General features: G+C 70.4%; 23 protein-coding genes and 1 pseudogene. 11 read left to right on the top strand and 13 right to left on the bottom strand.

Annotated features, from left to right (window positions below):
• Positions 1-104: 104 nt before the first annotated feature.
• From ABDW59_RS21905 to ABDW59_RS21875, 7 genes are all read left to right on the top strand, one after another.
• The gene (locus tag ABDW59_RS21905; RefSeq protein WP_343633114.1) at positions 105-848 is read left to right on the top strand and encodes a response regulator transcription factor; all 744 of its coding nucleotides are present in this window, start codon (positions 105-107) and stop codon (positions 846-848) included.
• A gap of 343 nt (positions 849-1,191) precedes the next feature.
• The gene (locus ABDW59_RS21900) at positions 1,192-2,400 is read left to right on the top strand and encodes an efflux RND transporter periplasmic adaptor subunit (protein WP_343633112.1); all 1,209 of its coding nucleotides are present in this window, start codon (positions 1,192-1,194) and stop codon (positions 2,398-2,400) included.
• Positions 2,393-5,536 (top strand): CusA/CzcA family heavy metal efflux RND transporter, encoded by a 3,144-nt coding sequence (locus ABDW59_RS21895; RefSeq protein WP_343633110.1) that lies wholly within the window; start codon positions 2,393-2,395, stop codon positions 5,534-5,536. Before ABDW59_RS21900 ends, ABDW59_RS21895 begins: the two co-directional genes overlap by 8 nt.
• Positions 5,533-6,906: a TolC family protein gene (locus ABDW59_RS21890; RefSeq protein WP_343633109.1), complete on the top strand. Its 1,374-nt coding sequence runs from the start codon at positions 5,533-5,535 to the stop codon at positions 6,904-6,906. Before ABDW59_RS21895 ends, ABDW59_RS21890 begins: the two co-directional genes overlap by 4 nt.
• Before the next feature lie 297 nt (positions 6,907-7,203).
• Positions 7,204-7,884, top strand: a complete 681-nt coding sequence (locus ABDW59_RS21885) for a response regulator transcription factor (RefSeq protein WP_343633107.1) — start codon at positions 7,204-7,206, stop codon at positions 7,882-7,884.
• Complete coding sequence (locus ABDW59_RS21880; protein ID WP_343633105.1) at positions 7,877-9,328, top strand: ATP-binding protein; 1,452 nt, start codon at positions 7,877-7,879, stop codon at positions 9,326-9,328. The genes ABDW59_RS21885 and ABDW59_RS21880 overlap by 8 nt, the downstream gene beginning before the upstream one ends.
• 65 nt (positions 9,329-9,393) lie before the next feature.
• The gene (locus ABDW59_RS21875) at positions 9,394-10,116 is read left to right on the top strand and encodes a hypothetical protein (protein WP_343633103.1); all 723 of its coding nucleotides are present in this window, start codon (positions 9,394-9,396) and stop codon (positions 10,114-10,116) included.
• A 153-nt stretch (positions 10,117-10,269) separates the two neighbouring features.
• Here the strand turns inward: ABDW59_RS21875 and ABDW59_RS21870 are convergent, their stop codons facing one another.
• From ABDW59_RS21870 to ABDW59_RS21835, 8 genes are all read right to left on the bottom strand, one after another.
• Positions 10,270-11,643 carry a DUF58 domain-containing protein gene (locus ABDW59_RS21870; protein ID WP_343633101.1) on the bottom strand — a complete coding sequence of 458 codons (1,374 nt, stop codon included), beginning with the start codon at positions 11,641-11,643 and terminating at the stop codon, positions 10,270-10,272.
• Positions 11,640-12,620, bottom strand: coding sequence for a MoxR family ATPase (locus ABDW59_RS21865; RefSeq protein WP_343633099.1), 981 nt, complete (start codon positions 12,618-12,620; stop codon positions 11,640-11,642). The genes ABDW59_RS21870 and ABDW59_RS21865 overlap by 4 nt, the downstream gene beginning before the upstream one ends.
• Positions 12,617-13,873: a DUF4350 domain-containing protein gene (locus tag ABDW59_RS21860; protein ID WP_343633097.1), complete on the bottom strand. Its 1,257-nt coding sequence runs from the start codon at positions 13,871-13,873 to the stop codon at positions 12,617-12,619. Before ABDW59_RS21860 ends, ABDW59_RS21865 begins: the two co-directional genes overlap by 4 nt.
• Positions 13,870-14,550 (bottom strand): DUF4129 domain-containing protein, encoded by a 681-nt coding sequence (locus ABDW59_RS21855; protein ID WP_343633095.1) that lies wholly within the window; start codon positions 14,548-14,550, stop codon positions 13,870-13,872. Before ABDW59_RS21855 ends, ABDW59_RS21860 begins: the two co-directional genes overlap by 4 nt.
• A 184-nt stretch (positions 14,551-14,734) precedes the next feature.
• Positions 14,735-15,481 carry a hypothetical protein gene (locus tag ABDW59_RS21850; RefSeq protein WP_343633093.1) on the bottom strand — a complete coding sequence of 249 codons (747 nt, stop codon included), beginning with the start codon at positions 15,479-15,481 and terminating at the stop codon, positions 14,735-14,737.
• Complete coding sequence (locus tag ABDW59_RS21845; RefSeq protein ID WP_343633091.1) at positions 15,471-16,457, bottom strand: stage II sporulation protein M; 987 nt, start codon at positions 16,455-16,457, stop codon at positions 15,471-15,473. The genes ABDW59_RS21850 and ABDW59_RS21845 overlap by 11 nt, the downstream gene beginning before the upstream one ends.
• Positions 16,458-16,467: 10 nt before the next feature.
• Positions 16,468-17,115: an RDD family protein gene (locus ABDW59_RS21840; protein WP_343633126.1), complete on the bottom strand. Its 648-nt coding sequence runs from the start codon at positions 17,113-17,115 to the stop codon at positions 16,468-16,470.
• A 77-nt stretch (positions 17,116-17,192) separates the two neighbouring features.
• On the bottom strand, positions 17,193-17,711 hold the full coding sequence (locus ABDW59_RS21835) for an RDD family protein (RefSeq protein WP_343633089.1): 519 nt from the start codon (positions 17,709-17,711) through the stop codon (positions 17,193-17,195).
• A 134-nt stretch (positions 17,712-17,845) separates the two neighbouring features.
• On the opposite strand from ABDW59_RS21835, the gene ABDW59_RS21830 reads away from it, so the two are divergent.
• Positions 17,846-18,664 (top strand): hypothetical protein, encoded by an 819-nt coding sequence (locus ABDW59_RS21830; protein WP_343633087.1) that lies wholly within the window; start codon positions 17,846-17,848, stop codon positions 18,662-18,664.
• A gap of 30 nt (positions 18,665-18,694) precedes the next feature.
• On the opposite strand, the gene ABDW59_RS21825 is transcribed toward ABDW59_RS21830, so the two are convergent.
• The 3 genes and pseudogenes from ABDW59_RS21825 to ABDW59_RS21815 all read right to left on the bottom strand — a co-directional run.
• Positions 18,695-19,399, bottom strand: coding sequence for a hemolysin III family protein (locus tag ABDW59_RS21825; protein WP_343633085.1), 705 nt, complete (start codon positions 19,397-19,399; stop codon positions 18,695-18,697).
• A gap of 32 nt (positions 19,400-19,431) precedes the next feature.
• On the bottom strand, positions 19,432-19,914 hold the full coding sequence (locus tag ABDW59_RS21820; protein ID WP_343633083.1) for a GNAT family N-acetyltransferase: 483 nt from the start codon (positions 19,912-19,914) through the stop codon (positions 19,432-19,434).
• 183 nt (positions 19,915-20,097) lie between these two features.
• A pseudogene (locus tag ABDW59_RS21815) lies at positions 20,098-20,348 on the bottom strand (NAD-dependent dehydratase); the annotation flags it as partial.
• Positions 20,349-20,360: 12 nt separating this feature from the next.
• On the opposite strand from ABDW59_RS21815, the gene ABDW59_RS21810 reads away from it, so the two are divergent.
• A complete protein-coding gene (locus tag ABDW59_RS21810) occupies positions 20,361-20,516 on the top strand; it encodes a hypothetical protein (RefSeq protein WP_343633130.1) in 156 nt (51 codons plus the stop codon).
• Between the two features lie 17 nt (positions 20,517-20,533).
• Here ABDW59_RS21810 and ABDW59_RS21805 read toward each other — a convergent pair whose 3' ends face one another.
• On the bottom strand, positions 20,534-21,217 hold the full coding sequence (locus ABDW59_RS21805; protein ID WP_343633081.1) for a hypothetical protein: 684 nt from the start codon (positions 21,215-21,217) through the stop codon (positions 20,534-20,536).
• 109 nt (positions 21,218-21,326) lie between these two features.
• Complete coding sequence (locus tag ABDW59_RS21800) at positions 21,327-22,715, bottom strand: S8 family serine peptidase (protein WP_343633079.1); 1,389 nt, start codon at positions 22,713-22,715, stop codon at positions 21,327-21,329.
• Between the two features lie 110 nt (positions 22,716-22,825).
• Between ABDW59_RS21800 and ABDW59_RS21795 the strand changes: the two genes are divergently transcribed.
• Both ABDW59_RS21795 and ABDW59_RS21790 read left to right on the top strand, forming a co-directional pair.
• A complete protein-coding gene (locus ABDW59_RS21795) occupies positions 22,826-23,323 on the top strand; it encodes an RNA polymerase sigma factor (protein WP_343633077.1) in 498 nt (165 codons plus the stop codon).
• 17 nt (positions 23,324-23,340) lie between these two features.
• Positions 23,341-24,066, top strand: a complete 726-nt coding sequence (locus ABDW59_RS21790; protein ID WP_343633074.1) for a hypothetical protein — start codon at positions 23,341-23,343, stop codon at positions 24,064-24,066.
• Positions 24,067-24,218 lie beyond the last annotated feature (152 nt).

Here is a 24,218-nt window from a genome sequence, read left to right as displayed (position 1 = left end):
GCGAGCCGGAATCGCTCCTTCGGCGGGGGCCGACACCCTTCTTCGCGGGGCATGCAAGTGAGGGGGCCCCTGCTAGGATGCGGCCAGCTTCCGCTCCCCACACCATGGCCGTCAAAGTTCTCATCGTCGAAGACAACCCCGTCGCCCGCAGCTTTCTGTGTCGCGTGGTGCGAGAGAGCTTCAGCGACGGCATGGAGATCACCGAGGCCGGCGATCTGGAAGGCGCGCGCCGCCAGCTGGCCAAGGTCGAGGCCGAATCCGGCCCGACCGGGGGCTTCAAGCTCATCCTGGTCGACCTGGAACTCCCGGACGGCAACGGCATGGAGTTCCTGGGCGAGCTCGCCGGCAAGCCGGCGGTCAAGATCGTCACCACGCTGTACTCGGACGACGACCACCTCTTCCCTGCCCTGCAGCGTGGCGCCGACGGCTATTTGCTGAAGGAGGACCGCTTCGAGGTGCTGGTCGAGGAACTGCAGCGCATCGTGCGCGGCCAGCCGCCGCTGTCGCCGGCGATCGCCCGGCGGTTGCTGCAGCACTTCCGGCCGGGTTCGAGCGGCGATTCCGGGCCGATGGGGCTGAACTCGGGCTTCGGCAGCCTGACCTCGACCGCGACCGTCACCGGCCGCGGCGTGACGCTGGACCCGCAGCCCGAATGGGAGCGCCTGACCCCGCGCGAGAACGAGGTGCTGACCTACCTGAGCAAGGGCTTCACGATCAAGGAGATCGCGAACCTGATGGGCATCAAGTGGTTCACCGTCAACGACCACATCAAGTCCATCTACAAGAAGCTCAATGTGTCGAGCCGCGCCGAAGCGGCCGTGCTGGCAAGCAAGCAGGGCCTGGTGTGACGGCCTGATCCGCGACCGGATCCACGCAGAACAAGGCGCCCCATGTGGGCGCCTCTTCATTTGCGGCCTCGCTGCTCGCCGACGGAAGAGCGCCGCGTTCAGGATTTCTTCAGACGCGTCCTCGTAATCTCCACCCCGTTCCGCCGTGCGGCCCTGCTGTTGCGCGACGCCCTTCCCTCTCGCCACGGAGCATTCATGGACCCCGACCCTAGCCCCAGTCCTCGACGACCGGCGGCTCACGCCGCCTCCTCACGTTTCTCGCCGTCATCGCGGGACACGCGCGTCCGGATCCCTTCCGCCTGAGCCGGAGGGGCCGCGGCGCCGCCCGCAGGAGCCCCTCCTCATGAAGACCACCCCCCGGTTCCTTCCCGCGCACTCGCGTCCGTCCGCGCTCGCCTCCCTGTTGGCGCTCGCGCCCCTGTGCGTCTCGCTCGTCTCGCTCATCCCGCCGCTCCTGCTGAGCGGCTGCGGCGCCAAGGCCGAGGCCGAGGCCGGCGCCGATCCCGGCCCCGCGCTCGGCCCCGTCGACATCGCCCTGCGTCACGAGGGCGCCGACGTCCTGGTCCCGGAGCGCTCGCCGCTGCGCGCACGCCTGGCCGTGGCCGCGGTCGAGCGCCGCGCCGTCGAGCAGGCCATCACCGTCCCCGGCGCCGTCGAGGCCCTGCCCGACCACCTGGCCCGCATCACCCCGCCCGTCAGCGGCCGCATCGAGCGCCTGCAGCGCGCGCTCGGCGACTCGGTGCGCGCGGGCGATGTGCTGTTCACCCTGGACTCCGCCGAGCTCAGCGCCGCGCAGGGCGAGGCCGCCAAGGCCCGCAGCGCCGCGGCGCAGGCACACCGCGACCTCGACCGGCAACAGCTGCTCTTCGACGCGGATATCGCCCCGCGCAAGGACCTCGAGGCCGCGCAGCTCGCGCGCACCCAGGCCGACAGCGACCTCAACACCGCCCAGGCCAAGCTCGCTCAACTGGGCGCGGCGCCCGTCGCCAGCGCCACCGGCCGCCGGCTGCTCGTGCGCGCGCCGCTGGCCGGCCGCGTCATCGAGATGAACGCCGCGCCCGGCGGCTACTGGAACGACATCAATGCGCCGCTGATGACCATCGCCGATCTGAGCCAGGTCTCGGTCACCGCCGCCGTGCCGGAGAAGGATCTGGCGCAGGTCTTCATCGGCCAGAAGGCCCGCGTGCGCCTGAACGCCTTTCCGGACACGCCGCGCGACGGCACCGTCCGCTACATCGGCGAGGTGCTGGACGCCGACACCCGCACCGTCAAGGTCCGCCTGATCCTGGACAACGCCGACGGCCGGCTGCGGCCCGGCATGTTCGCCAAGGTCCAGTTCGCCGGGCCCTCGCACGAGGCGCCGGTCGTGCCCGCCTCAGCGCTGCTGCAAAGCGGCCTGTTCACCCGCGTCTTCATCGAGCAGGCGCCCGGTCGCTACCGCGCGCGCGAGGTCACCGTCGGCGCCTCCCTGGGCGACACGGTCGAGGTCCTGTCCGGTCTGAAGCCGGGCGAGCGCGTCGTCGTGCGCGAAGGAGTGCTCCTCAATGATTGAGCGCCTGGTCTCCCTCTGCTTCGAGCGCCGCGGCATCGTCTGGTTGGTGTTCGCCTTCGCCGCGCTGTATGGGGTGCACAGCTTCCGCCAGCTGCCCATCGAGGCCTATCCCGACATCGCCGACGTCACCTCGCAGATCGTCACGCAAGTGAACGGCCTGGCCGCCGAGGAGGTCGAGCAGCAGATCACCATCCCCATCGAGCGCGCGCTGCTGGGCACGCCCGGCATGCAGGTGCTGCGCACGCGCAGCCTGTTCGGGCTGTCGCTGGTGACCGTCGTCTTCCAGGACGGCGTCGAGGGCTACTGGTCGCGCGAGCGGCTGCAGGAACGCCTGGCCGAGCTCTCGCTGCCCTACGGCGCCAAGCCCGGCCTGGACCCCTACACCTCGCCCACCGGCGAGATCTACCGCTACACGCTGGAGAGCCCCGGCCGCAGCCTGCGCGAGCTGTCCGAGCTGCAGTTCTGGACCGTCATCCCGCGCCTGAAGAAGGTGGCCGGCGTGGTCGACGTGACCAACTTCGGCGGCCTGACCACGCAGTTCATGCTGGAGCTGGATCCGGCGCGGCTCACGCAGTACGGCCTGACGCTGAGCCAGGTGGTGGACGCGGTCAACGCCAACAACAACAGCGGCGGCGGCAGCGTGGTCGACCGCGGCGAGCAGTCCTACGTCGTGCGCGGCGTGGGCTTGCTGCACTCGCTGGAGGACATGGGCAACGTCGTGGTGAAGACCGCCGGCGGCGTGCCGGTGCTGGTCAAGGACCTGGGCACGCTGCGCTACGGCAACGTCGAGCGCCGCGGCATCCTGGGCAAGGACCGCAACGGCGACACGCTGGAAGGGATCGTGCTGCTGCTCAAGGAGACGAATCCCTCGCAGACCCTGGACGGCCTGCATGCGGCGGTCCAGGAGCTCAACACCCGGTTGCTGCCTGGCGACGTGAAGATCGTGCCCTACCTCGACCGCTCCACGCTGATCGAGAAGACCGCCCACACCGTCAGCCACACGATGATCGAAGGGATGGTCGTGGTCACGCTGGTGCTGCTGCTCTTCCTGGGCAGCCCGCGCGCGGCGCTGGTGGTCGCGGCGACGATTCCGCTGGCGCTGCTGTTCGCCTTCATCTTCATGCACCACGCCAAGGTGCCGGCGAATCTGCTGTCCCTGGGCGCGATCGACTTCGGCATCCTGGTCGACGGCGCAGTGGTGGTGGTCGAGAACATCCTGCGCCGGCGCGAGCACGCGTCCGATCGCCTGCTCACGCCGCGTGACGCGATCGCCGCCACCTTGCAGGTGGCGCGGCCGATCTTCTTCGGCATGGCGGTGATCGCCGCCGCCTACCTGCCGCTCTTCGCCTTCGAGCGCATCGAGTACAAGCTCTTCAGTCCGATGGCCTACGCCGTCGGCGCCGCGCTGGTGGGCGCGCTGCTGGTGGCGCTGATGCTCACGCCCGCGCTGGCCTGGCTGGCCTTCCGCCGGCCGCGGCGCGTCTTCCGCAACCAGCCGCTGGAAGCGCTGCAGGCGCGCTATGCCCGCTTCCTGGAGGGCGCGGTGGGCGCGCATCGCCGGCTCGCGCTGGCGGTCGCCGCGGCGGCCCTGCTGCTGATCGGCCTGGCCGGCACGATCGGTCGGGACTTCCTGCCCTATCTGGACGAGGGCTCGATCTGGCTTCAGGTGCAGATGCCCCCGGGCATCACGCTGGACAAGGCCGCGGCCATGGCCGACGAGCTGCGCAAGGCGGCGCTGGAGTTCCCCGAGGTCTCCACCATCGTCACCCAGACCGGCCGCAACGACGACGGCACCGACTACTGGACGCCCTCCCACATCGAGGCCAGCGTCGGCCTCAAGCCCTATGACACCTGGACCACGCCGGGCGGCAAGCAGGGCTTGATCCGGCGCATGGGCGAGCGCTTCGCGCGCATGCCGGGGTACTCGGTGTCCTTCATGCAGCCGATGATCGACGGCGTGCAGGACAAGCTGTCCGGCGCGCACAGCGATCTGGTGGTGAAGATCTTCGGCGACGACCTCGACGAGGGCCGGCGCATCGCGGGACGCGTGGCCGAGGTGCTGCGCGGCATCCCCGGCGCGGCGGACGTGGCGGTGGACGTCGAGCCGCCGCTGCCCAACCTGCGCATCGACCTGGACCGCGCGGCCGCCGCGCGTCTGGGCGTCAACGCGGCGGACGTGGCCAACCTCATCTCGACCGGCATCGGCGGCGCCTCCATCGGGCAGCTCTATGTCGGCGAGAAGAACTACGACATGACGGTGCGCTTCACGCCGGAGTCGCGCGCCAGCCCGCAGGCCATCGGCGATCTGCGGCTGACGGGGACCAACGGCGCGCAGGTGCCGCTGTCCGACGTCGCCCGCGTCCGCACGACGGTCGGCGAGAGCGTCATCGTCCGCGAGATGGGCGAGCGCCACATCATCGTTCGCCTGAACACCCGGGGCCGCGACCTGTCGAGCTTCCTCGCGGATGCCGAGCCTGCGCTGGAGCGCGAGGTCCGCTTCGACCGTCAGCGCTTCCACATCGAATGGGGCGGTCAGTTCGAGAACCTGCAGCGCGCGCAGCGCCGTCTGGCGGTGATCCTGCCGGCGACGCTGGGCGTGATGCTGCTGCTCCTGTTCGCGGAGTTCCGCAACCTGCGCCAGCCGCTGCTGGTGCTGGGGGTGGTGCCGCTGGCGATGATCGGCGGCTTCGCGGCGCTGCATCTGCGCGGGATGACGCTGAACGTGTCCAGCGCGGTCGGCTTCATCGCGCTGTTCGGCGTGGCGGTGCTGGGCGGCGTGCTGATGGTGTCGCAGATCAACCGGCTGCGCGCCGAGGACAGGCGTCCGCTGCGGGAGGCGGTGCTGGAAGGCGCGGCGAGTCGCATGCGGCCGGTGCTGATGACCGCGACGGTCGCGGCGCTGGGGCTGACGCCGGCCATGCTGGCCACGGGCTTGGGCAGCGACGTGCAGCGCCCGCTGGCGACCGTGGTCGTCGGCGGCCTGACGACCGCCACGCTGCTGACGCTGCTGCTGATGCCCGCCCTCTATTTCTGGATCGAGCAAGGCGCCGAGCGGGCCGCGCGGAAGCGCGCGGCCCGAGGCGATCACGCGGAACACGCCGAACTCGACGATCAGGCCAAGGAGCCCCACGCATGAACCGCCTGTCTTTGAATCTCTCCCTGGCCGGGCTGCTTGCGATGTGCTGCATCGCCTCGGCGCAGGCCCAGTCCGCTGATCGCGACGGCGCCGCGAGCGTCGACTTCGCGAGCTACCTCGACGCCATCGCCCGGAGCAGCAACGAGGTCGCCGCACAGCGCGAGGCGCTGACCGCCGCCCGCGCCGGCGTGGGCATCGCCGGTCTGCGACCGGATCCGTCGCTCTCGCTGGGCGCGGGGCCGGTGGAGTTCAGCCGCGAGGTGACTCCCAAGCCGCGGCTGGCGCAGAGCATCGGCCTGTCCTACACCATCGAGATGGGCGGCAAGCGCGAGCGCCGCATCGCCGCGGCCAACAGCCAGGTGCGGGTGAGCGAAGTCGCGTTGGAAGGCGTTCAGCGCCAGGCCCTCGCGGATGCCGCCGATGCGTTCATCGAGTCCTGCCGAACGCGAGAAGCGCTGCAGCGGCAGGAAGCGTCGTTGAAGGCGCTGTCGGACATCGTGAAGATGAACGAGCTGCGTCACAGCGCGGGCGATCTCGGCGGGCTGGAGCTGCTGCAATCGCGCAATGAGCGGGATCAGTTTCTGGCCACGGTCGTCAAGGCGCGGGCCGATGCGCGAGCCGCGATGGAGGGGCTGTCGACGCCGCTGGGGCGGCGATGGACCGAGATCTTCGGCGCGCGGGTGCCGGCTTGCGACTTCGAGTCGGGGCTGACCTCGGGCAACACGGTGGCGCGTGGCAGCGCAGAGACGGAAGCCGAGGCCGATGCGGCGACCGATGCGTTGGTCGCTCGCGCGCTGGAGGAGCGGGACGACGTGCGCGCCGCGCGGGCCGCGGTCGATGCCGCGCGCGCCTCGGCGGAGCTGACGCGGGCCAACCGCAAGGTCGATCCCAATGTCAGCCTGAGCTACGGCTACACGCCGCAGGGCCGGCGCGGGCTGGCGGAGGACGGCTCGACGACGGAGCCGACGCCGCGCTCCAACACGCTGTCGGTGTCGTTGTCGGTGCCGATCCCGCTGTCGCGGCTGGACAAGGGCGATCTGGTGCAGGCGGAGTCGGCGGTGACGCAGGCCCTGCTGGCGCTGCGGCAGACGGAGCTCAAGGCGCAAGCGGATGTGCGCGTCACATTCGCCCAGTACAAGGCCGCCCTGGAGAACCTGACCCGCTATCGCGACAGCACGCTGGGCGACGCGGATCGGGTGCTCGACGGGATACGGACCTCCTACCGGCACGGATCGGCATCGCTGCTGGAGTTGCTGTCGGCGCAGCGCGCGGCGGACGACACGCACCTGGCGTACCTGCAGGCGCGCAGCGACCTGGCGACCGCCACGGTCCGGCTGCAACTGAGCCTGGGCCGCGCGCCGGCGCTGTGAGCACGAGGGAGACCCGATGCATCTGATGAGTCACTCCCTCGCCCGCTTGCGGGAGAGGGCTGGGGAGAGGGTCTTCGGGGTCCGACGTACTGCCACGCTCCCACCCTCACCCCCGGCCCTCTCCCGCCCCGCGGGAGAGGGAGTGAACAAGCACCGCGCTGGATGCCCCCTCGCCCGTTTGCGGGAGAGGTCTGGGGAGAGGGTGGGAGCGTCGCATCGCTCGGTCGCGACGGCATCCGGGCCCATGCGGCATGCGAGACTGCCGCCGCACGCCAAGCCCGTTCAGAAGGAAGGCTCATGAGAATCCTGCTGGTCGAAGACGACCGCAAAGCCGCGGCCCTGCTGACGCGAGGCCTGCTCGAAGAAGGCTTCGTGGTCGACCACGCCGCCACCATCGCCGAGGCGGACGAGGCCGCCTTCGTCACCACCCACGACCTGATCGTGCTCGACGGCATGCTGCCCGACGGCGACGGCGTCGCGCTGTGCCGCACGCTCCGCGCCCGCGGCCAACAGGTGCCCGTCCTGATGCTCACCGCGCGCGACGCGCTCTCGGACCGCGTGGCCGGCCTCAACGCCGGCGCCGACGACTACCTCACCAAACCCTTCGAGTTCGAAGAGCTCCTCGCCCGCGTCCGCGCCCTGCTCCGTCGCTCCGAGATGACCCGCCCGCCGGTGCTCCAAACCGAGGACCTCTCTCTCGACCCCGCCTCCCAACAGGTCACACGAGGCGGCGTCCTCATCGATTTGACCCCCAAGGAATTCGCGCTGCTGCAAGCGCTGATGCGCCAGCCCGGCGCGGTCGTGTCGCGCCAACGCCTGGCCGAGCAGATCTGGCACGGCGACGCGCTGGCCATCGACAACCTCATCGACGCTCACATCAGCAAGCTGCGCCGCAAGGTCGACGTCGACGGCAAGCGAGCCCTCATCGAAACGGTGCGCGGTCGCGGCTTCCGAATCCGCGGGAGCGAGGATGCTTAGCTTCCGCCGCCGCCTCGCGCTGGCGCATGTGGTCGTCGTGACCGCGGTGCTCGCGATCGCGGCCACGCTGACCTACTTGAGCCTGGTGGCCTCGGTGCGCGCGCAGCTCGACGGCGCGCTGCTGGCGCTGGCCGAGCAGGAAGCCAGCATGCTCGCCGCCAATCCCGCGCTGCCCGTGATCGTGCACGAAGCCGGCGCCGCGTCCGCGCCGCCCTCCTATGCCCGCCTGGACCGGCTGGTCCAGATCATCGATCGCGACGGCAAGGTGCTGGCGCGCAGCGCCAACCTGGGCGCCTCGACCCTGCCCGTCGACGCGGCCCTGCTGGCCCGCCTCGCCGACGGCCAAGCGGTCTTCGAGAACCTCGACTACGGCGACGAGCCGACGCGGCGCGTGTCGGTGCCGGTGTCCGGGGGGCGAGCTCTTGCCGTACAGGTGGCGGGCTCGCTGGACGACGTCGACCACAACGTGGACGCGGCGGGATGGATCTTCCTGGCCATGGGTGTGGTGCTCGTCGTCGTGCTGACGGTGACCGGCACGCTGATGACCGGCCGCGTCTTCGGCGCGATCGACAACGTCACCCGGCAGGCGCAGCGCATCTCCGACCAGACGCTGTCGGACCGCCTGCCGCATCCGGGTCCGCGCGACGAAATGGGCCGGCTCATCGACACGCTCAACGACATGCTCGCGCGGCTGGAACAGGCCTTCGAGGCGCAGCGGCGCTTCACGGCGGACGCCTCGCATGAGCTGCGCTCGCCGCTGTCGCGATTGCGCACGGAGCTCGAGATCACCTTGCGCCGCCCCCGCGGGCAGGACGAGTACGTCGAGGCGCTGCGCTCCAGTCTGGACGAGGTCGTGCGGCTGACCACGCTCGCCGAGGAGCTGCTCACGCTGGCTCGCCTCGACTCGGGTCAGGAGTCGGCGACGGCCTCGGCCGTGCTGATCGCACCGATCCTGGAAGAGGTCGTGCGCCGCGCGCGCGGCACGGCCGAGCGGCGCGACGTCGATCTGCGCTTGGACCTTCACGGCGATCGCGAGCCCGGCGCGGCGGACGATGCAGATGCTGATGTTGATGCCGAGCAAGCCTCGACGATCACGGCGAGTCTGTCGAAGCAGTTGCTGGTGTTGGTCGCGACCAATCTGGTGGACAACGCGGTGAAGTTCGCCCCGGCGGGCGGCGTCGTGCGCGTGTCGCTGGGCGCGCGCGAGGGCTGGAGCGCGGTTGTCGTCGAGGACGACGGTCCCGGCATTCCGGAGGAAGAGCGCCCTCGCCTCTTCGAGCGCTTCTATCGCGGCGCTGGCGCGCGGGCCTCGGACGTGCCTGGCACCGGACTGGGTCTCGCGCTGTGCGACGCGATCGTGCGCGCGGCCGGGGGGCGGATCGACATCGACGCGTCGCCGCTGGGCGGCGGGCGCTTCACGGTGCTCCTGCCCGCGCCCCGCTGACGGGACGGTACGCCGCTGGGGCCTTTCGATGTCGCGGACAATCCGCGCCGGATTGGAAGGACCCCATGAAGATCGATGCCTATCTGGAACTGAGCGGCCTCGCCGCCTTGACCGGCGCGCTGGATGCGGCCGCCGCCGCCCGCTTCGAGGAATCGGCGCGCGCCCATCAGGCCGCGCTGCTGGCGCTGCTGACGCCCGAATCGCTCGCCGCCGCCGCAGTGAAGTGGCAGTACCGCGTGCCCGAACTAGGCGAAGGCGGCGCCTGCTCGCTCTTCGGCCAACTCGCCGACAAGCCCTATGACCTGACGGCCATCCTCGGCGGTCAGAGCGCCGACGCGCAGCGCCTGGTGGCCGAGGCCACGCTCGTCGTCGACTACTACCAGCGCCACAGCCGCAGCCACTGGTTCGGCGTCTATCAGGCCCGCCCGAACGTCGCGGGCGAGTCGGTGCTGGTCAAGCTCGCCTACTTCGGCGCCGAGAGCCGCGCCGAGTTCCCGTTGACCGAGGAGTTCGCGCAAGGCAGCAACAACAGCTGGGTCGGCCTGCGCGGCCAGGGCCGGCTGATCAACGACGTCGCGGCCTTCGTCGCCGAGGGCGGCGGCTACTACACCTGCGACCCCAAGGTGAACGCCGAGGCCTGCCTGCCGCTGTACGGCGCGGGTGGCCGCGTCGCCGGCATCCTGGATTCGGAAGCCTTCGACAAGGACTTCTTCGCGGGCGAGGAACTGGCGCTGGTCGTGGCCGTCGCCGCGACGCTGTCGGGTGGGGTGCTGGCAGGAGCGCGCTGAAGCCGCCGCCAGGACTTGTTCCCACTGGGGGCACCAGTCGCGACGCATGACGCCACGTACGGCCGGTCGGGATCGAGTCCCAGATCAGTCATCGGATCCTCCCTGTGCATGGCCGTTCGCGGCCGTCCTCATTGCTCTTGTCGCGACGGCCGCTCACAGCAGGCCGGCACGCTTCACCTCGTGATACCGATTCACCAGCGCGGACGCGAGCGCCTGCGGCTCGACGTCGATGGACAGCCGGTCGTGATCGACCACGCGCGCGAACGCGTCCTGCCGCGCCTGCGCCAGCAGATGCGCGCTTGCCACCGCCACGCTGTCGTCCTGCGTCCCCACCGGCTGCGCGGCCATGCGGTCCAGCGCCGTCTCGCGCAGGCTGGCCAGCAGCACCAGGTGGCGACGGCGCAGCAGGCGCAGCGCGGGTTGCAGCTCGGGCGAGTCCTCGTCCCGGAAATTGGTCAGCACGATCACCAGCGAGCGCCGACGCAAACGGTGCGACAGCGCTTCCGCCGCGGCCAGGTAGTCGGAGTGATGCCCGCCCGGCTGCACATCGTGCATCTTGTTCATCAACGCATTGAGCGTGCCCATGCCCTTGCGCGGCGCGTAATCGCGACGCGCGCCCTCCTCGCAGCCGAAGGTCATCGCGCCGACTTCATCGCCTTCCGACAGCGCGACATAGGCCAGCAGCATCAGCGCATCGAGCGCGTCGTCGAAGTGGCTGGACTTGCCCTCCCCGGCCGTCTGCTCGTCGGCGCGCATGCGCCGGCCGCAGTCGAGCAGGAACATCACGCACTGGTCGCGCTCATCCTGGAACTCGCGCACCACCGGCTTGCGATGCCGCAGCGAGGCCTTGACGTCCAGATGCCGCAGCGGATCGCCGCGGCGGTACTCGGCCAGCTGGCGGAAGTCCGTGCCCTGGCCGCGCTGGATGTAGTTCTTGATGCCGATCTGCGCCAGCCGCCGATCCCCCGACAGCCAGGCATAGCGCGCCAGCGCCGCGAAGTTGGGATAGACCCGCAGGCCCTTGGCATCGCCGACGCGCTCGCGCACCTCGAAGCAGCCGGCACGCGTGCGCCACAGCAGCTGCGTGACGCCGACCTGCGCCACGCCGCGCTGACGCGCCGTGACCCGGAAGCGCAAGGCGTTGCGGGTTTGCGCGGCGACGGTGAGCGAGATCGGCAAGCCCTCGAAATCGAAGAGCGGATCCAGCTCGTCGAAGACGGTCACCCGCCAGGCCAGCGGCCCGGCGTTGACGAGGCTGAGCCGCAGCTCCGTCGCCGCGCCGATGGCGAAGGCCGCCGGCAGCGCGCGCTCGACGCGCAGCCCCGCCGCCGCCCACAGGCGCAGACTGCGCCACAGGTCGACACCGGCCAGCACCAGCAGCGCGACGAGCGCCAGCCCGCCCAGCGGCCCGACGAGGCGCAGCGGCGCGCCCAGCGACAGCGCCAAGGCGAGGAGCAGCCCCAGTCCGGCCAGCACCGCGATGCTGGCCGGCGAGGGCACGACGACGCGACGGGCGAGAGGTTTCAAAGCCTCGGCGCCTCCACGCTGTCCAGCGCCGACTGCAGGATCTCGTCCAGATCGCGACCTTCGATCTGCGCATCGGGCGCCATGGTCACGCGATGGCGCAGCACCGCCAGCGCCTGCCGCGCGATGTCGTCCGGCGTGATGAAGTCGCGCCCGTTGATCAGCGCCACCGCGCGCGCGGCGCGCACCAGCGCCAAGCTGGCGCGCGGCCCTGCGCCGAACTCGATGCCCGGCCAGTTCCGCGTGGTCCGCACGACGCGCACCGCGTAGTCGATGACGCGCTCGTCCGCATGCACCAGGCCGGCCAGGCGCTGCAGCTCCTGCACCTGCACGTCGTCCAGCACCGGCTGCACCGCGTCCAGCGGCAGCTGATGGCCGGCGCGGCCCGCCGTCACCAGCTTCACCACCGCGGCCTCCTCGTCATGCGTCGGATAGCCGATGCGGATCTGCAGCAGGAAGCGGTCCAGCTGCGCCTCGGGCAGCGGATACGTGCCCTCGGTGTCCACCGGGTTCTGCGTCGCCATCACGATGAAGGGACGCGGCAGCGCGATGGTCTCGCCTTCCAGCGTGGCCTGGTACTCCTGCATCACCTCGAGCAGCGCGCTCTGCGTCTTGGCCGGCGCGCGGTTGATTTCGTCGGCGAGCAGCAGGTTGGTGAAGACCGGTCCCTGGCGCACCCGCAGCCGACCCAGGCCCGCGCCGGTGTCGTCCAGCACGCTGTGGCCAACCACGTCCGCCGGCATCAGGTCCGGCGTGAACTGCACCCGCGCGTACTTGAGCTGCAGCGCCTGCGACAGCGCGCGCGCCAGCAGCGTCTTGCCCAGACCGGGCACGCCCTCGATCAGCACATGGCCCGAGGCCACGACGGCGACGAGCATCTGCTCCACCGCCTGCGTCTGGCCGATCATGGCCTTGGCCACCTCGATGCGCAGGCTGTGCAGCCATTGGGTCGCGAGCTTGAGCTCCTCGGGCTTGATCATGGCGAACGTCTTTCGTCTTGAGAGTCTTGGGAGGTCCCGGGCGGGGACAGCAGCCGGCGGCGGGCCGACTCGAGCAACTGCAGGTGGTGCGGCAGCGCCTTGCGGCTGCAGTCCTTGGCGGTCATGGACGCCGACAGCGCCTCGGCTGTCAGCCCGGTCGCCCGTGCGACGGCCTGCGCGCGATCGCCGCCCTTCAGGCGCGAGTAGCCCGGCAGGCGGCGTGAGGCGGCCTCGTCCAGGGCCCGCTGCTGCGCTTGCAGCAGCGCGTCGCGTCCATGGCGATGCAGATAAGCGCCCAGGCCGCGGACCTGCTCGGCGATGGAGCGGCGTCCGCGCGACGGCACCGCCCGCAGCGGTCCGAAACGCACCGCGCCACGCCACAGCGCGGCGGCCAGCGCGACCGACAGGATCAGGACGGCGATCGAGCCCCCGTGCCACAGCCACGGGAGCAAGGCTTCGCGCCGCTCGTTGAGATAGATCCAGGCGACGGCGCCGGGCTCGGCCCGCATCGCCGCGGCGGTCAGCAGCGGGTCCTCGCAGCGCAGCGGCGAGGTGTCCATGAAGAAGCGATCATGAACGTTGAGCACGGTGACGGTGCCGCGCCCCACGGGCACGCGTATCGCCTGCGCGCCGTTGTTCGTCAGCATCACCCAGTCCGCCACCTGGACCCTGGACTTGGGCACGAGTCGCGTGCCCCACCGCACCATCCCGCAGATCTTGAGCCCGCCGCCGGCGCCGAAGATGCGCGGCACGGACACCAGGTTCACGTCTCCCGCATCGGGGAGCTTGATCGTCTTGCCAGCCGATGCCGCCGGCGATGCGGGCACCGCGATTCGGGGTGCAGCCGATTCAGCGGATTGCCCCTTGCGCGGCGCCTGGATCTCGACGATCGGCACCCAGTCCTTCAACGAGGTCTCATCCCAGTTCGTGCCCTGCGCCAGCGCCAGATGTCCGCCGCGCTCGACCCAGGCGCGAAGCTGCTTGCCGCGCTCGGGCACGAGTTCCCATTCGTTGGACAGCAGCAGCAGCCGCGCGCCTTCGGGCGGCATGCCGTCCAGTCGCTCGAAGTGGCGGGCCTGCATGCCCAGCCTGCGCAGCAACTGCTCGAAGGCGTAGACGGGGTTGTCGCGCGCCTCGCCCCGCGCCGGGCGCGGGCTGGGCTTGTCGACCCACTCGGTGTTCATCGCGACCCACCAGCCGACCAGGGCCAGCAGGATCGCCAGGATCACCCCGATCAGACGGTCGCGCATCATGGGCGATGCTCCGCCGCCATGCGTGCATCGAAACCGGCGCACAGCCATTCGAAATCCTCGGCCGGCAGCTCACGCCGCGCGTAGGCGACCGATTGCCAGCCGTGGATCAGCAGCGTCAGAAAGTCCTGCGACTCGGGGCGCAAGCGCGTCGCGGCCAGCGCCAGGCAATCGCTCTCGGTGCTGGCGGCGCGGATCGGCACGCCGTGCCCGTGCACCAGGCGCGACAGCGCGCCGCGGTACAGCAGCGACAGCGCGGGCCGCGTCTCACCGCGTTGCCACAGCTCGCGCGCCGCGGCGCCGATGTCGTCAGGCAGGCTCTCGGGCCGGATGTCCAGCGAGCCCACATGCGTCGGCGCCTGCGTCTTGGGCAGCGCTTCGCGATCGCGCAGGCGGACCCAGTCACGCAGCCGCAGCAGCACCCAGATGAATCCGGCCGCGACCAGCAGCCACATCGCGATGCGCAGGCCCGAGGACAGGTTGAGGAAGAACTCCCGCCACCAGCCGGCGTCGACCTTCTCGGTCGGTTTCTTCTCGTCCTCGTCATGCTGTTTGAACCGCAGCTCGCGGGTCTTGTCCATGCCCGGCAACAGCGGATCGGCGCCGACATCGCTGGCCGCGGCCATCACCTCGGACGCGGCGATCGCGGACTTCCAGGCGCGCTGCGTGGGGATGGTCATGGTCTGCTCGGACCCGGAAGCGGCCGCCGCGGATGGGGACGCGGATGCGGGCCTGCTCGGCGATGCGGCGTCGGCCTCCGGCGGCGACGTCGGCGCGGTCTGCGCCGACGCCAGGCCGGCGCTCATCGCAACCAGACCCGCCAACACGGACATCCAGGCCATCCGCCCAATCACGTCACATCCCTCAGGTGAACGCACGGCGAAACTCCTGCTCGACGTCCCAGGCCTCGAGGACCACGCGGCGGTTGAGGTACATGGCGAAGCCCGCCGCGACGAAGAAGGGTTCCAGGAACAGCACCGTCACCAGATAGGCCAGGTTCAGCAGCAGGTCCTGCAAGAGCTGCCCTGCCGCATGCGACTCCGGCCGGATCAGCCAATCCAGCAGGTCCTGACTGTGGTTCTCCGGCGCGAACCACCACAGCAGACCCACCAGGCCGTAGGTGAGGATGCCCTCCGCGTGCGCGAAAGCGACTTGCAGCGCGGTCGCACCGCCCCGATTGCCGTGCAGCATCAGCTTGACACGCTTGCGCCGCGCGCTGCCGCGCTGGCCTTCGAGCTGTTCGACCGGCTGCGTGTACGAGCGCCACGGCGAGAGGCGCCGCCAGAACAGCGCGCGCAGCAGCTGGCCGCCGAAGACCTGACGACGCGCGCGCCAGACGTCCGCCCAGCGCGTGTCCTGCCCGAAGACCGCGCGCGACATCACGAACAACAGCGTGCGGTCCAGCCAGGGTTTGAGACAGAACACGATCAGCATGGGCAGCCAGCCGCGCGTGTCCACGGTGCACATCGCCAGTGCCGCGACGACCAGGAAGACCGGAGCGAAGCTGCGCCAGATCGAGCGCCAATGCGCGCGCACCAGCGCCACGCCGAGGTCGCAGGCCTCGCTCTGGCTGCGCGGCCGCAGGACGACGGCCAGGCCTTCAACGCGCATGGGGCCCTCCCAGCTCGTTCTGGGCGCCGCGTCCCATGCGCCACAGCCAGAGCAGTACCAGCAGCCAGCACAGCGCGGCGACGCCGTATTTCACCGGCGGCGAGATCCAGGCGGCCGAGGACCAGAAGGCCTCGACGGCCGCCGCGACCAACAGCAGGAAGAAGGCCGCGTAGACCAGCGGCACCGCCTCGCGCGCGCCCAGGCGCAGCGCCTCCAGGCGGCCATGCCGGCCCGGCATCATCCAGCCCAGTCCCAGGCGCAGCCCGGCCGCGCCGGACAGCACGATGCCGGTGAGCTCGAAAGCGCCGTGCGTGGCGACGAAGGGCCAGAAGTTGTGGCCCAACCCCACCCGCGACAGGTGTCCCGCCACCGCGCCCATCGCCAGCCCGTTGTAGACCAGCACGAAGGCGCTGCCCACACCGGCCAGGATGCCCGCGCCGAAGGTGCGGAAGCCGATGCCGATGTTGTTGAAGATGTAGTAGCCGAACATCAACCAGTCGCTGGCGGCCTCCCGCACACGGCCGAAGGCGTGGCGGCCGTCGCCGTACATGCTTTCGTACTCGCGCAGCTGGCTGGCCTTGGCCATGCGCAGCGCGAAGTCCGGTCCGAGCCAGGACAGGATGAAGGCCAGGACCAGCGGCACGGCCAGCAGCAGGAAGGCCAGCAGCACGTAGCGCCGCTGCGCCCGCACCGCCACCGGCAGGTCCACGCGAAGCAGGCGACCCAGCGCGCGCAGGCCGTAGTCCTGCCTGCGATAGATCAGCTGGTGGGCCTCCTGCGCCATCGACTCCAGTCTGGCCACCAGGTGGATCGGATAGGCGCGCGACTGCGCCAGCGCGAGGTGCTCGCAGACGCGGCGATAGCGCGCGGCCATCAGCGCGCCGTCCACGCCGGCGCCGCGCTTCGCATCCTCGAGCTGCAGCGCGAAGGCATCCCACATCGGGCCGTGCGTCGCGGCGAAATGCAGCGGGGTCATGGGCGGCCTCTCATTGACGGCTGCCCATCAGCCATTGCGCCACGCCGAGCAGCCGCTCGGCGGCGGTGCGGCGCGGCTCGTCCGGCTGCACCGGCGGCAGCACGGGCGTCGCGATCTTGGCGAGCTCCTCGAAGCGCTCGGGCGTGAGGCGCTTGGCGCGTCCGGCCCAGGCGCGGATGGCGGCGCGCTCGCTCAGGTTCAGGCCGCGCGCGGGCGTCACGCTCGCGGCGGGCGGCGGCTCGTCGTACAGGACCACCGGCCGCGCGTGCACGACCAGCGTCCCGGCGGCCAGGTCGCCCAGTCGCTTGCATTGACCGTTCAGCAGCATGGCCACAATGCCGAAGCCATAAGCCAGCGGCAGGAAATCGGCGGTACGCAGCAGGTTGCGGATGATGGATCCGGCCGGCGTCACCGGCAGGCCCGTGTCCATCACGACGCGCAGCCCCATCGCCTGCTTGCCGGGCGTGGCGCCGGAACGGGCGAGCTCGAACACGATGGGATAGAGCCACTCGATGAAGAACAGCGTGATCAGGATCAGGCCGAAGCCCATCTTGCCGACCGGCCCCATGATCACCACCACGGCGACGTCCACGAGCAGCCGGATCACCAGGTCGATCAGGAACGCGTTGGCACGCGCGACCAGCCCTGCGGGCTGCAGGGACAGGACGATGCCTTCCGGGGTCTCGGCCAGGGCCAGCGTGTCGATGCGCGCGGCCGGGGCCAGGTCTTGCCTGGTCAGAGCTTGATCACCTTGGTGTCAGCGATCGTGTCATGCAGGCACTGGCGCGAGTCGCGGAAGATCAGCAGGCAGTCCAGCAGGCTGTAGACCATGGACAGCACGGGGTTGATGGCGGCCACGCTGCCGGGGCCGTAGCGCAGGACCAGCAGGCGCACGCCGTCCGCCTTGGACCCGTCGGTGCGCACGATGCGCAGCTTGAAGATCATCTTGGCCAAGGTCTGTCCGCGAGTGACCAGGGTCCAGCCCTGCACCACGGCGAACAGCAGGAAGCCGATCAGGGCCGGCACCAGGCGGAACGAGGCAAAGGGGCTGGCCGTCGAGGGCGCGAGCAGCGCGCCCAGCGGTTTGATGAACCAGGACAGCGTCCAGATGATGGCGGCCAGGATGAGACCGTCGACGATCGCCGCGACCAAGCGGGTGCCGCGGCCGGCGAGTTGACCCGAGGCCTCGGGGTCGGCGAGATCCTCGACATGCGCCTGAGGCGGCGCGAAACGATCGTCCGTGGAAACTGACATGACTACTCCCTCACTTCATTTTTGGGGCGCATTGTGTCAGGGCCTTCCAGAAAGTCGATTGGGAGGACTACCAGCGACGAACCCCGATCGCGGGCTTGCCGGCGCGCCCGCCCCGGCGCTACGCTGGCCGGGTCATGTCATCAAATCATCACAAGCTGCCGCTAGGCGCCGCCACCCCGGACGCGATGACGCTGTCCTGGTGGCGCGGGCTGCGCCTGCTGGCCGTCCTCAACGTGAGCCTGTGGCTGGGCGTGCTGCTCTTCGGGCCGGTCCAGGGCGCGGATGCGTTATTGCAATTGGGGCTGTCCGGCGTGTACGTGGTGGTCTGCGCCTACCGCTCGCTGTTCCCGCGCGTGGACCTGGAGCGGCTGGTGGTCGTCGACACGCCGCTGTCCAGCATCTTCCTGGGCCGCAGCGCGGCCACGGTCGCGGAGATCTGCTTCGCCTTGCAGCTGGGCCTGATGGTCCATCAGCTCGCGCTGCACGTCGGCCTGCCGTGGGTGCAGCGCGCCGCCTGGGCGGTGCCGATGTTCATGATCGTCGCGCAGGGCTTCTGCTGGCACAGCGTGCTCACGCTCAACCACATCACGCAGGCGGTGGAGTCCACGCTCTGGGCGGCGGGCTTCTCGTGGATGGCCGCCCTGCTCGGCATCGTGGCGCTGAACAGCAGCGGCTGGGTCCAGTCGCTGGCGGTCTTCGCGATCCTGGGCGCGGCGTGCTTCGTCGCCTACGTGCTCAGCGTCGATGTGCCGATGTACTGGCGTCGCTATCGCGCCGGACGCGCGCAGGGCCTGGTCTACATGCGCCTGGATGAGGGGGCACGCGATGCCTGGCAGCGCCGCGTGCCCAGCGGCAACTGGGTCAGTTGGAAGGCCGATGCGCTCTGGCTGACGCCCTACTTCAGCGTCGGCGTCTGGGCGAGCATCGCGATGGCCTGCATCCCGAGCGCCTGACGCGTTCCCCGCCCGCCGGAGCAGCTCGCCTCACGAGTACGCGTAGAACAGCGCCGCGAAGAAGTGGCAGACGCTGCCGCCCAGCACGAACAGGTGCCAGACGAAATGCGCGTAGCGCAGCTTGTTGTCCAGCAGGAAGACGACCGCGCCCAGCGTGTAGCTCAGGCCGCCGGCGACCAGCAGCGCAAGACCTGGCCCCGGGGTGCGCTCGATCAGCGGGCCGATGGCGAAGACCACCACCCAGCCCATCGCCAGATAGAGCGCCGTCGACACCAGCGGATGACGCAGCCGGTTCAGCAGCTTGATCGTCACGCCGAAAGCGGCGGCGGCCCAGACCGCGATCAGCAGCGTCACGCCCGGCCCGGTGTGGAGCACGCCCAGCGTGAACGGGGTGTAGCTGCCGGCGATGAAGACGTAGATCGCCGCATGGTCCAGGCGCATCAGCCACGCCTTGACACGGCCTTTGGCGAGCGAGGACGGAAGCGCGTGATAGAGCGTCGAGATCCCGTAGAGCAGGATGCCGGTGGAGGCGAAGATCGCCGCGGCCACCACATCGGCCACCTCGCCGTGATTCATCGCGCGCATCACCAGGATGGGCAAGGCGGCGATGGCCAGCAGCGCGCCGAGCCCATGGCTGATGGCGTTGGCGATTTCCTCGCCCAGGGTTTGCGGGCGATCGAGGTGAACAGTGGCTGCGCCGCTGGCGGCGCCGAGGACGGCGGGACGGTGGGACATGACGCGGATCTCGTGATCAGGCGGACAGGGTACTAGATCAGCAGAAGCCCCAGCACGTGCTCGTCAACGTAATGCGATTGATCGGCGCGTTTGTAGAAATCGCGCAGCGTGCCTTCGATCTGGAAGCCGAGCCGCTGGTAGAAGTTCAGCGCCTGATCGTTGTCGGATTCGGCATAGAGCTCGACCCGGCGGATGCCGTCGGCGCGGAAGCGCTCGATCGCATCACCGATCATGGCTCGGCCGATGCCCTGGCCATGGCGCGCCGGATCGACCGCCAGCGTGCCCAGCAGCAGCACATGCTGGACGCGTCCCGGATAGCGCGTCGCGCGGTAGAAGCCGGTGATGGCGCCCTCCACTTCCCAGACCCAGAAGGAGCCGCTGCGCAGGAGCTCCTCGTAGATCGGGACGAAGGACGCCAGGTCCATCGGCTCGTAGGTCAGATAGGGAACGACCTGGGGGTGCGAGTAGATCGCGAAGACGCGCTCGATGTCGTCGGGGCGGGCGAGGCGGCGCATGAGGGGGATCCTCTCGGTCAAGGCTTCGGGAGCGCGGATTCTGCATTGCGGGCCGGCGCGATCCGATCGTCACTGTCGAGGGCGTGAAGGCCAAGGGGCTGATCTCGAAAGCGCCCTGCGCGGTCGCGCACGGGGTCATCGAGGTGTGGCCGCTGGAGGAGATGTCGTGAGGCCTCGAGACGTCTACGCAGAAGGCCGTCCGACCACCGACTGTCTCGGCTCGCGCATCAGAGCGGCCAAACCCTCCCGATAACTCGTCACCTCAAACTCCGGAAACCGCTGTTTGAAGTTCGACGAATCGAAGAGGTTGTCCTGCTCGTCCAGATGAGCGCGCGCAAGGTGTCGTCCCGCACCGGGACACGCGGCGTCTTGCCGTCCTGGATGTTGTCGATGACCAGCGTGTTGGTGATGCTCTGCGTCTTGCCCGGGCCATAGGACAGCGCAAGGTGGCCGACATCGAGCACATGCAGGAGCGCCTCGCGCAGAGCAAGGCGCAGTTGCTCAAGGCCATCGAGACGATGAAGCATCGGCCCGAGGACATGCCCTGCGACGAGCGGCCCCAGTGGGTGCTGGAACGGCTGCGGGGCAAGTCCTCGGACTGAAAGCTGCGTCAGGGGCATCAAGGCTGATTGCCCGACTTCGCGCTGCCCTGCGTGCTGCCCTGTGCGCCGCCTTGCGCGCCGATCTGGACGCCCAGTTGGGCGCCGTCGCGACTCGCCTGCGCATTGCCGGAAGCACTGCCGGAAGCGTTCCCAGATGCATTGCCGGAGGCGCCGCCCGAACCGCTGCCCGACGCGCCGCCGGTGGCTTGACCGGCGCCGCTGGTGGGGCCGGCATTGGCGGAGGACTGGGCACCGCTCGCCGCCTGGGCCACACGCGCTGCGGCTTGGTCACCCTTGTCGCGCACGGCGCCGACGCCGTCAGCGCCCTTCTCACGTACCGCGCCGACGCCTTCGGCGCCCTTGTCCTTCGCACGAGCGGCGGTGTCCTGCACCTTGTCCGTGGCCTTCGCCGTCGCCTGCCCCGCGCGGTCGCGCGTCGCATCGAGCGCGTCGCGGCCGCGGCTCAGATCCGGCCGCTGCGGCAAGCCGCCCTGCCCGCCCAGCCCGCCCGACAAGCCGCCGCCGATGTGGCCCGAGCCTCCGCCCGACAGGCCGCCGCCCAGCAGACCGGCATGCGCAGGCTGAGCCAATGCGCCCAGCAAGGCGACGAGCACCGTCGCGGCGACGGGCCACGCGCGACTCGCCGACAGCGAGGCGGACCGAGCGATGGCGGGGGATTGAGCATGGAAGGTGGTGGTCATGGCGATCTCCTTGAATGGCGCCCGGAACCGTTCCGGGGCCTGCAAGTGGAGAACGCCGCCGTCGCGCCGCGTCTTCCACCGGAAATGCAACCAATGGTTCTCGCCGCGATCAGGGCGGGACGCGCGGCGACCCGCCCACCAGCCCGATGCCATACACGTCGTCACGGCCGGATTCACCAAGATCGAGCGCCTCGCGCGCGAGCGCATTGAAGGCGTTCTGCGCGGCCAAGCGATCCGGCGTCGGCAGCCCCGCCGCCAGCAAGCCTGCGACCAGCGGTGACGCGAACGAGGTGCCACGGACACGCGTGTAGCCGCGTCGTTCCACCTCCGCGGCGACCATGTCGGCGCCCGGCGCGGCGAAGGCCACATGAGGGCCCCGCCCCGCTTCGGCGAGGACTCGCCTGCGAGCGTCAACACCTGTCACCGCGACCACGCCAGGCCAAGCGGCCGGATAGAGCGGCGGCGCGCCGGGGCCGTCGTTGCCCACCGGCGCGACGATGAGCTGGCCTTGCGACTGCGCGACCTCGATGACCCGTCGCAGCACCGCGTTGGGCGGCCCGACGAGGCTGATGTTGACGACGCCGACCCGCTCGCGCGCCAACCAGGACAGACCGTCGGCGATGGCCAGCACGCCGCCGCCGGCCTGCTTGCCGCCCTCGCAGTAGGCGTCGACGGCGAAGAGCCGTGCAGCCGGCAAGGCGCCGCGGAAGGCATCGCCGTCATCGCCGACGAGCAAGGAGGCCACCGCCGTCCCGTGAGCCGCGGGGCGCGCCTCGCCGGCACACCCGTGGCGCGACAGCGAGACACGACGCAGCGCGGGATGGGACGCGTCGACGCCGCTGTCGATCATGCCGACGCGACGCGGCGCGGCGCGATTGCCTTCGAGGACCGGCGCGGTGCCAGCGCCAGCGCCAGCGCCAGAGCCCGAGCCAGCGATGGCTCCCGCGCCCACGTAGACATGGTGGAAGTCGTAGGCGCCCTCGGGGTCCTCGGCGCGCAGCTGATCGATGAGCGCCGCCAACATCGACGTCGAACTCGCCGCCGGCAATCGCAGCCGCAGCGAAGACAGCCCCACCCCATCGAGCACCGTCTCCTCGACCGGCGTCAGGCCAGGCCGCTTCAGCAAGCCTTCGCGCGCAGCCGGCGAGGACGGCGAGGCGAGCAGCTCACCGATGAAGACCAGCTCGCCCGCCGCGTTGCGCTGAAGCTGGTCGGGATAGCGGCGCAGCAGGCCGTCGCTCAAACGCTCCCGCAGCCGCAGCGGGTCGGAAGGCAACAGCGTCTGCGTGGTGGACCGCAGCAGATCGTCCGTGCGCCTCAGCAGATCACCGCCGGGCAACCTCCCCGCTCCAGGCAGGCCGGGCATGCTGGGCAGATGGATCTGCGCCGCCGCCGGCAAGGACATCAGCAGCAACAGCGGCAACAGCAAGGTCGACCACAGCGACCACAGCGACCACGACCATGGCGGCGACAGCGACCATGGCGACGACCGCGTCATGGCCCGCGCATTTGGACGAAGACGGTGGTTGAAGCTCATTCGCGGATAACGTCGGGGACGCGGAAGAAAATCCGCGCCGCCGTCGTTCTCCTCATCAGATCACGCATCGCATGAGCATATTGGAGTTGCAGGCCGCCCTCGCCGCGCTGTTGCCACGGCTGCGTCGTTTCGCCCGCAGCCTGACCCATCACCGCGAGGACGCGGACGATCTGGTGCAGGTCGCGGTCGAGCGCGCATTGCGGGCCCTCGATCAGTTCGAGCCGGGGACGCGGCTGGACAGCTGGATGTTCAGGATCATGAAGAACGCCTGGATCGATGAGCAACGCGCCCGCGGGCGACGCGCCGAGGTGCTCGCGCCCGAGGAGGCAGGCGAAGGCGTGGGCGTGTCGGAGACCGGCCGCCACATCGTGCGGCTCTCGGTGGAGGCGGCAATGACGCGGCTGCCCGACGAGCAACGCCTGGTGGTCGGCCTGGTGCTGGTCGAGGGCCTGCCCTACAAGGAAGCGGCCGAGGTGCTGGAGCTCCCCATCGGCACCGTGACGAGCCGGCTCGCCCGCGCTCGCGAGACGCTGCAGCGCTTGCTCGGCGACGGAGACATCGACGCATGAGCGGCAAAGGACTTGAGATGAACGACGACCTGGACCCACGCGATCGCGCCTTGCAAGCCAAGCTGCGCGAGGCCTTCGATCCGGTGCTCGACGAGCCGGTGCCGGAGCGGCTGCGGGCGCTGTTCGACAACCGCGAGATTCGGCGCCATGAGGCCGAGGATGCGGCAGCAACAGCGACGGCAGCAGCAGATGAACTGCCCTCGCCTGTCGTGATCGATCTCGGCGTCGAACGCACGCGACGTCGCGGCGGCTGGCTCGTGTGGGGCGGCATCGCGGCCAGCCTGGTGATCGGGATGGCGATCGGCGCGAAGTGGCTGTCGCCGGGCAGCGAGCTGGACCGCGCCGGCAACGGTGACTGGATGGCGCGCGGTGATCTCGCGTCGGCGCTGGAGGCGCAGATGTCCGGTACGACGTCGACAAGCGGCACGCGCATCGGATTGAGCTTCGTTGCACGGGACGGCCGCTACTGCCGCGCGTTCACGCAAGGCGCGGCTGGCGCGCCGGGCGCCACCGGCAGCGCGGGCTTGGCGTGCCGCGAGAACGAGGGCTGGCGAGTGCGACAGCTCGTGGCCGTGGCCGCCACCGATCCCGCATCGTCGAGCGCCATCGGATCAGACGGATTCAGAACGGCGGCATCGCCGTGGCCGCCCGCGCTGCTCGCATCCATCGACGATCTGCGTGAGGGCGATGCGCTGAGCGCCGACGCCGAGCGCGCCGCGATGTCGCACGGCTGGCGGCGCTGACGCGATGTCCGTGATCAGCCGCATGCGGCGGTCACCGCCACGCTGACACACGCTCGGTCACGAGAACCGGGCCATCCAAAGCCGCAAAGCAAAACGCCCGCGAGACTTGCGTCTGCGGGCGTTTCTTCTATTCGGTGGGGTGGCTGATGGGA

The organism is Roseateles sp. (assembly GCF_039595295.1).
GTDB lineage: Bacteria > Pseudomonadota > Gammaproteobacteria > Burkholderiales > Burkholderiaceae_C > Roseateles.
This window is presented reverse-complemented; position numbering and strand designations above follow the sequence as displayed.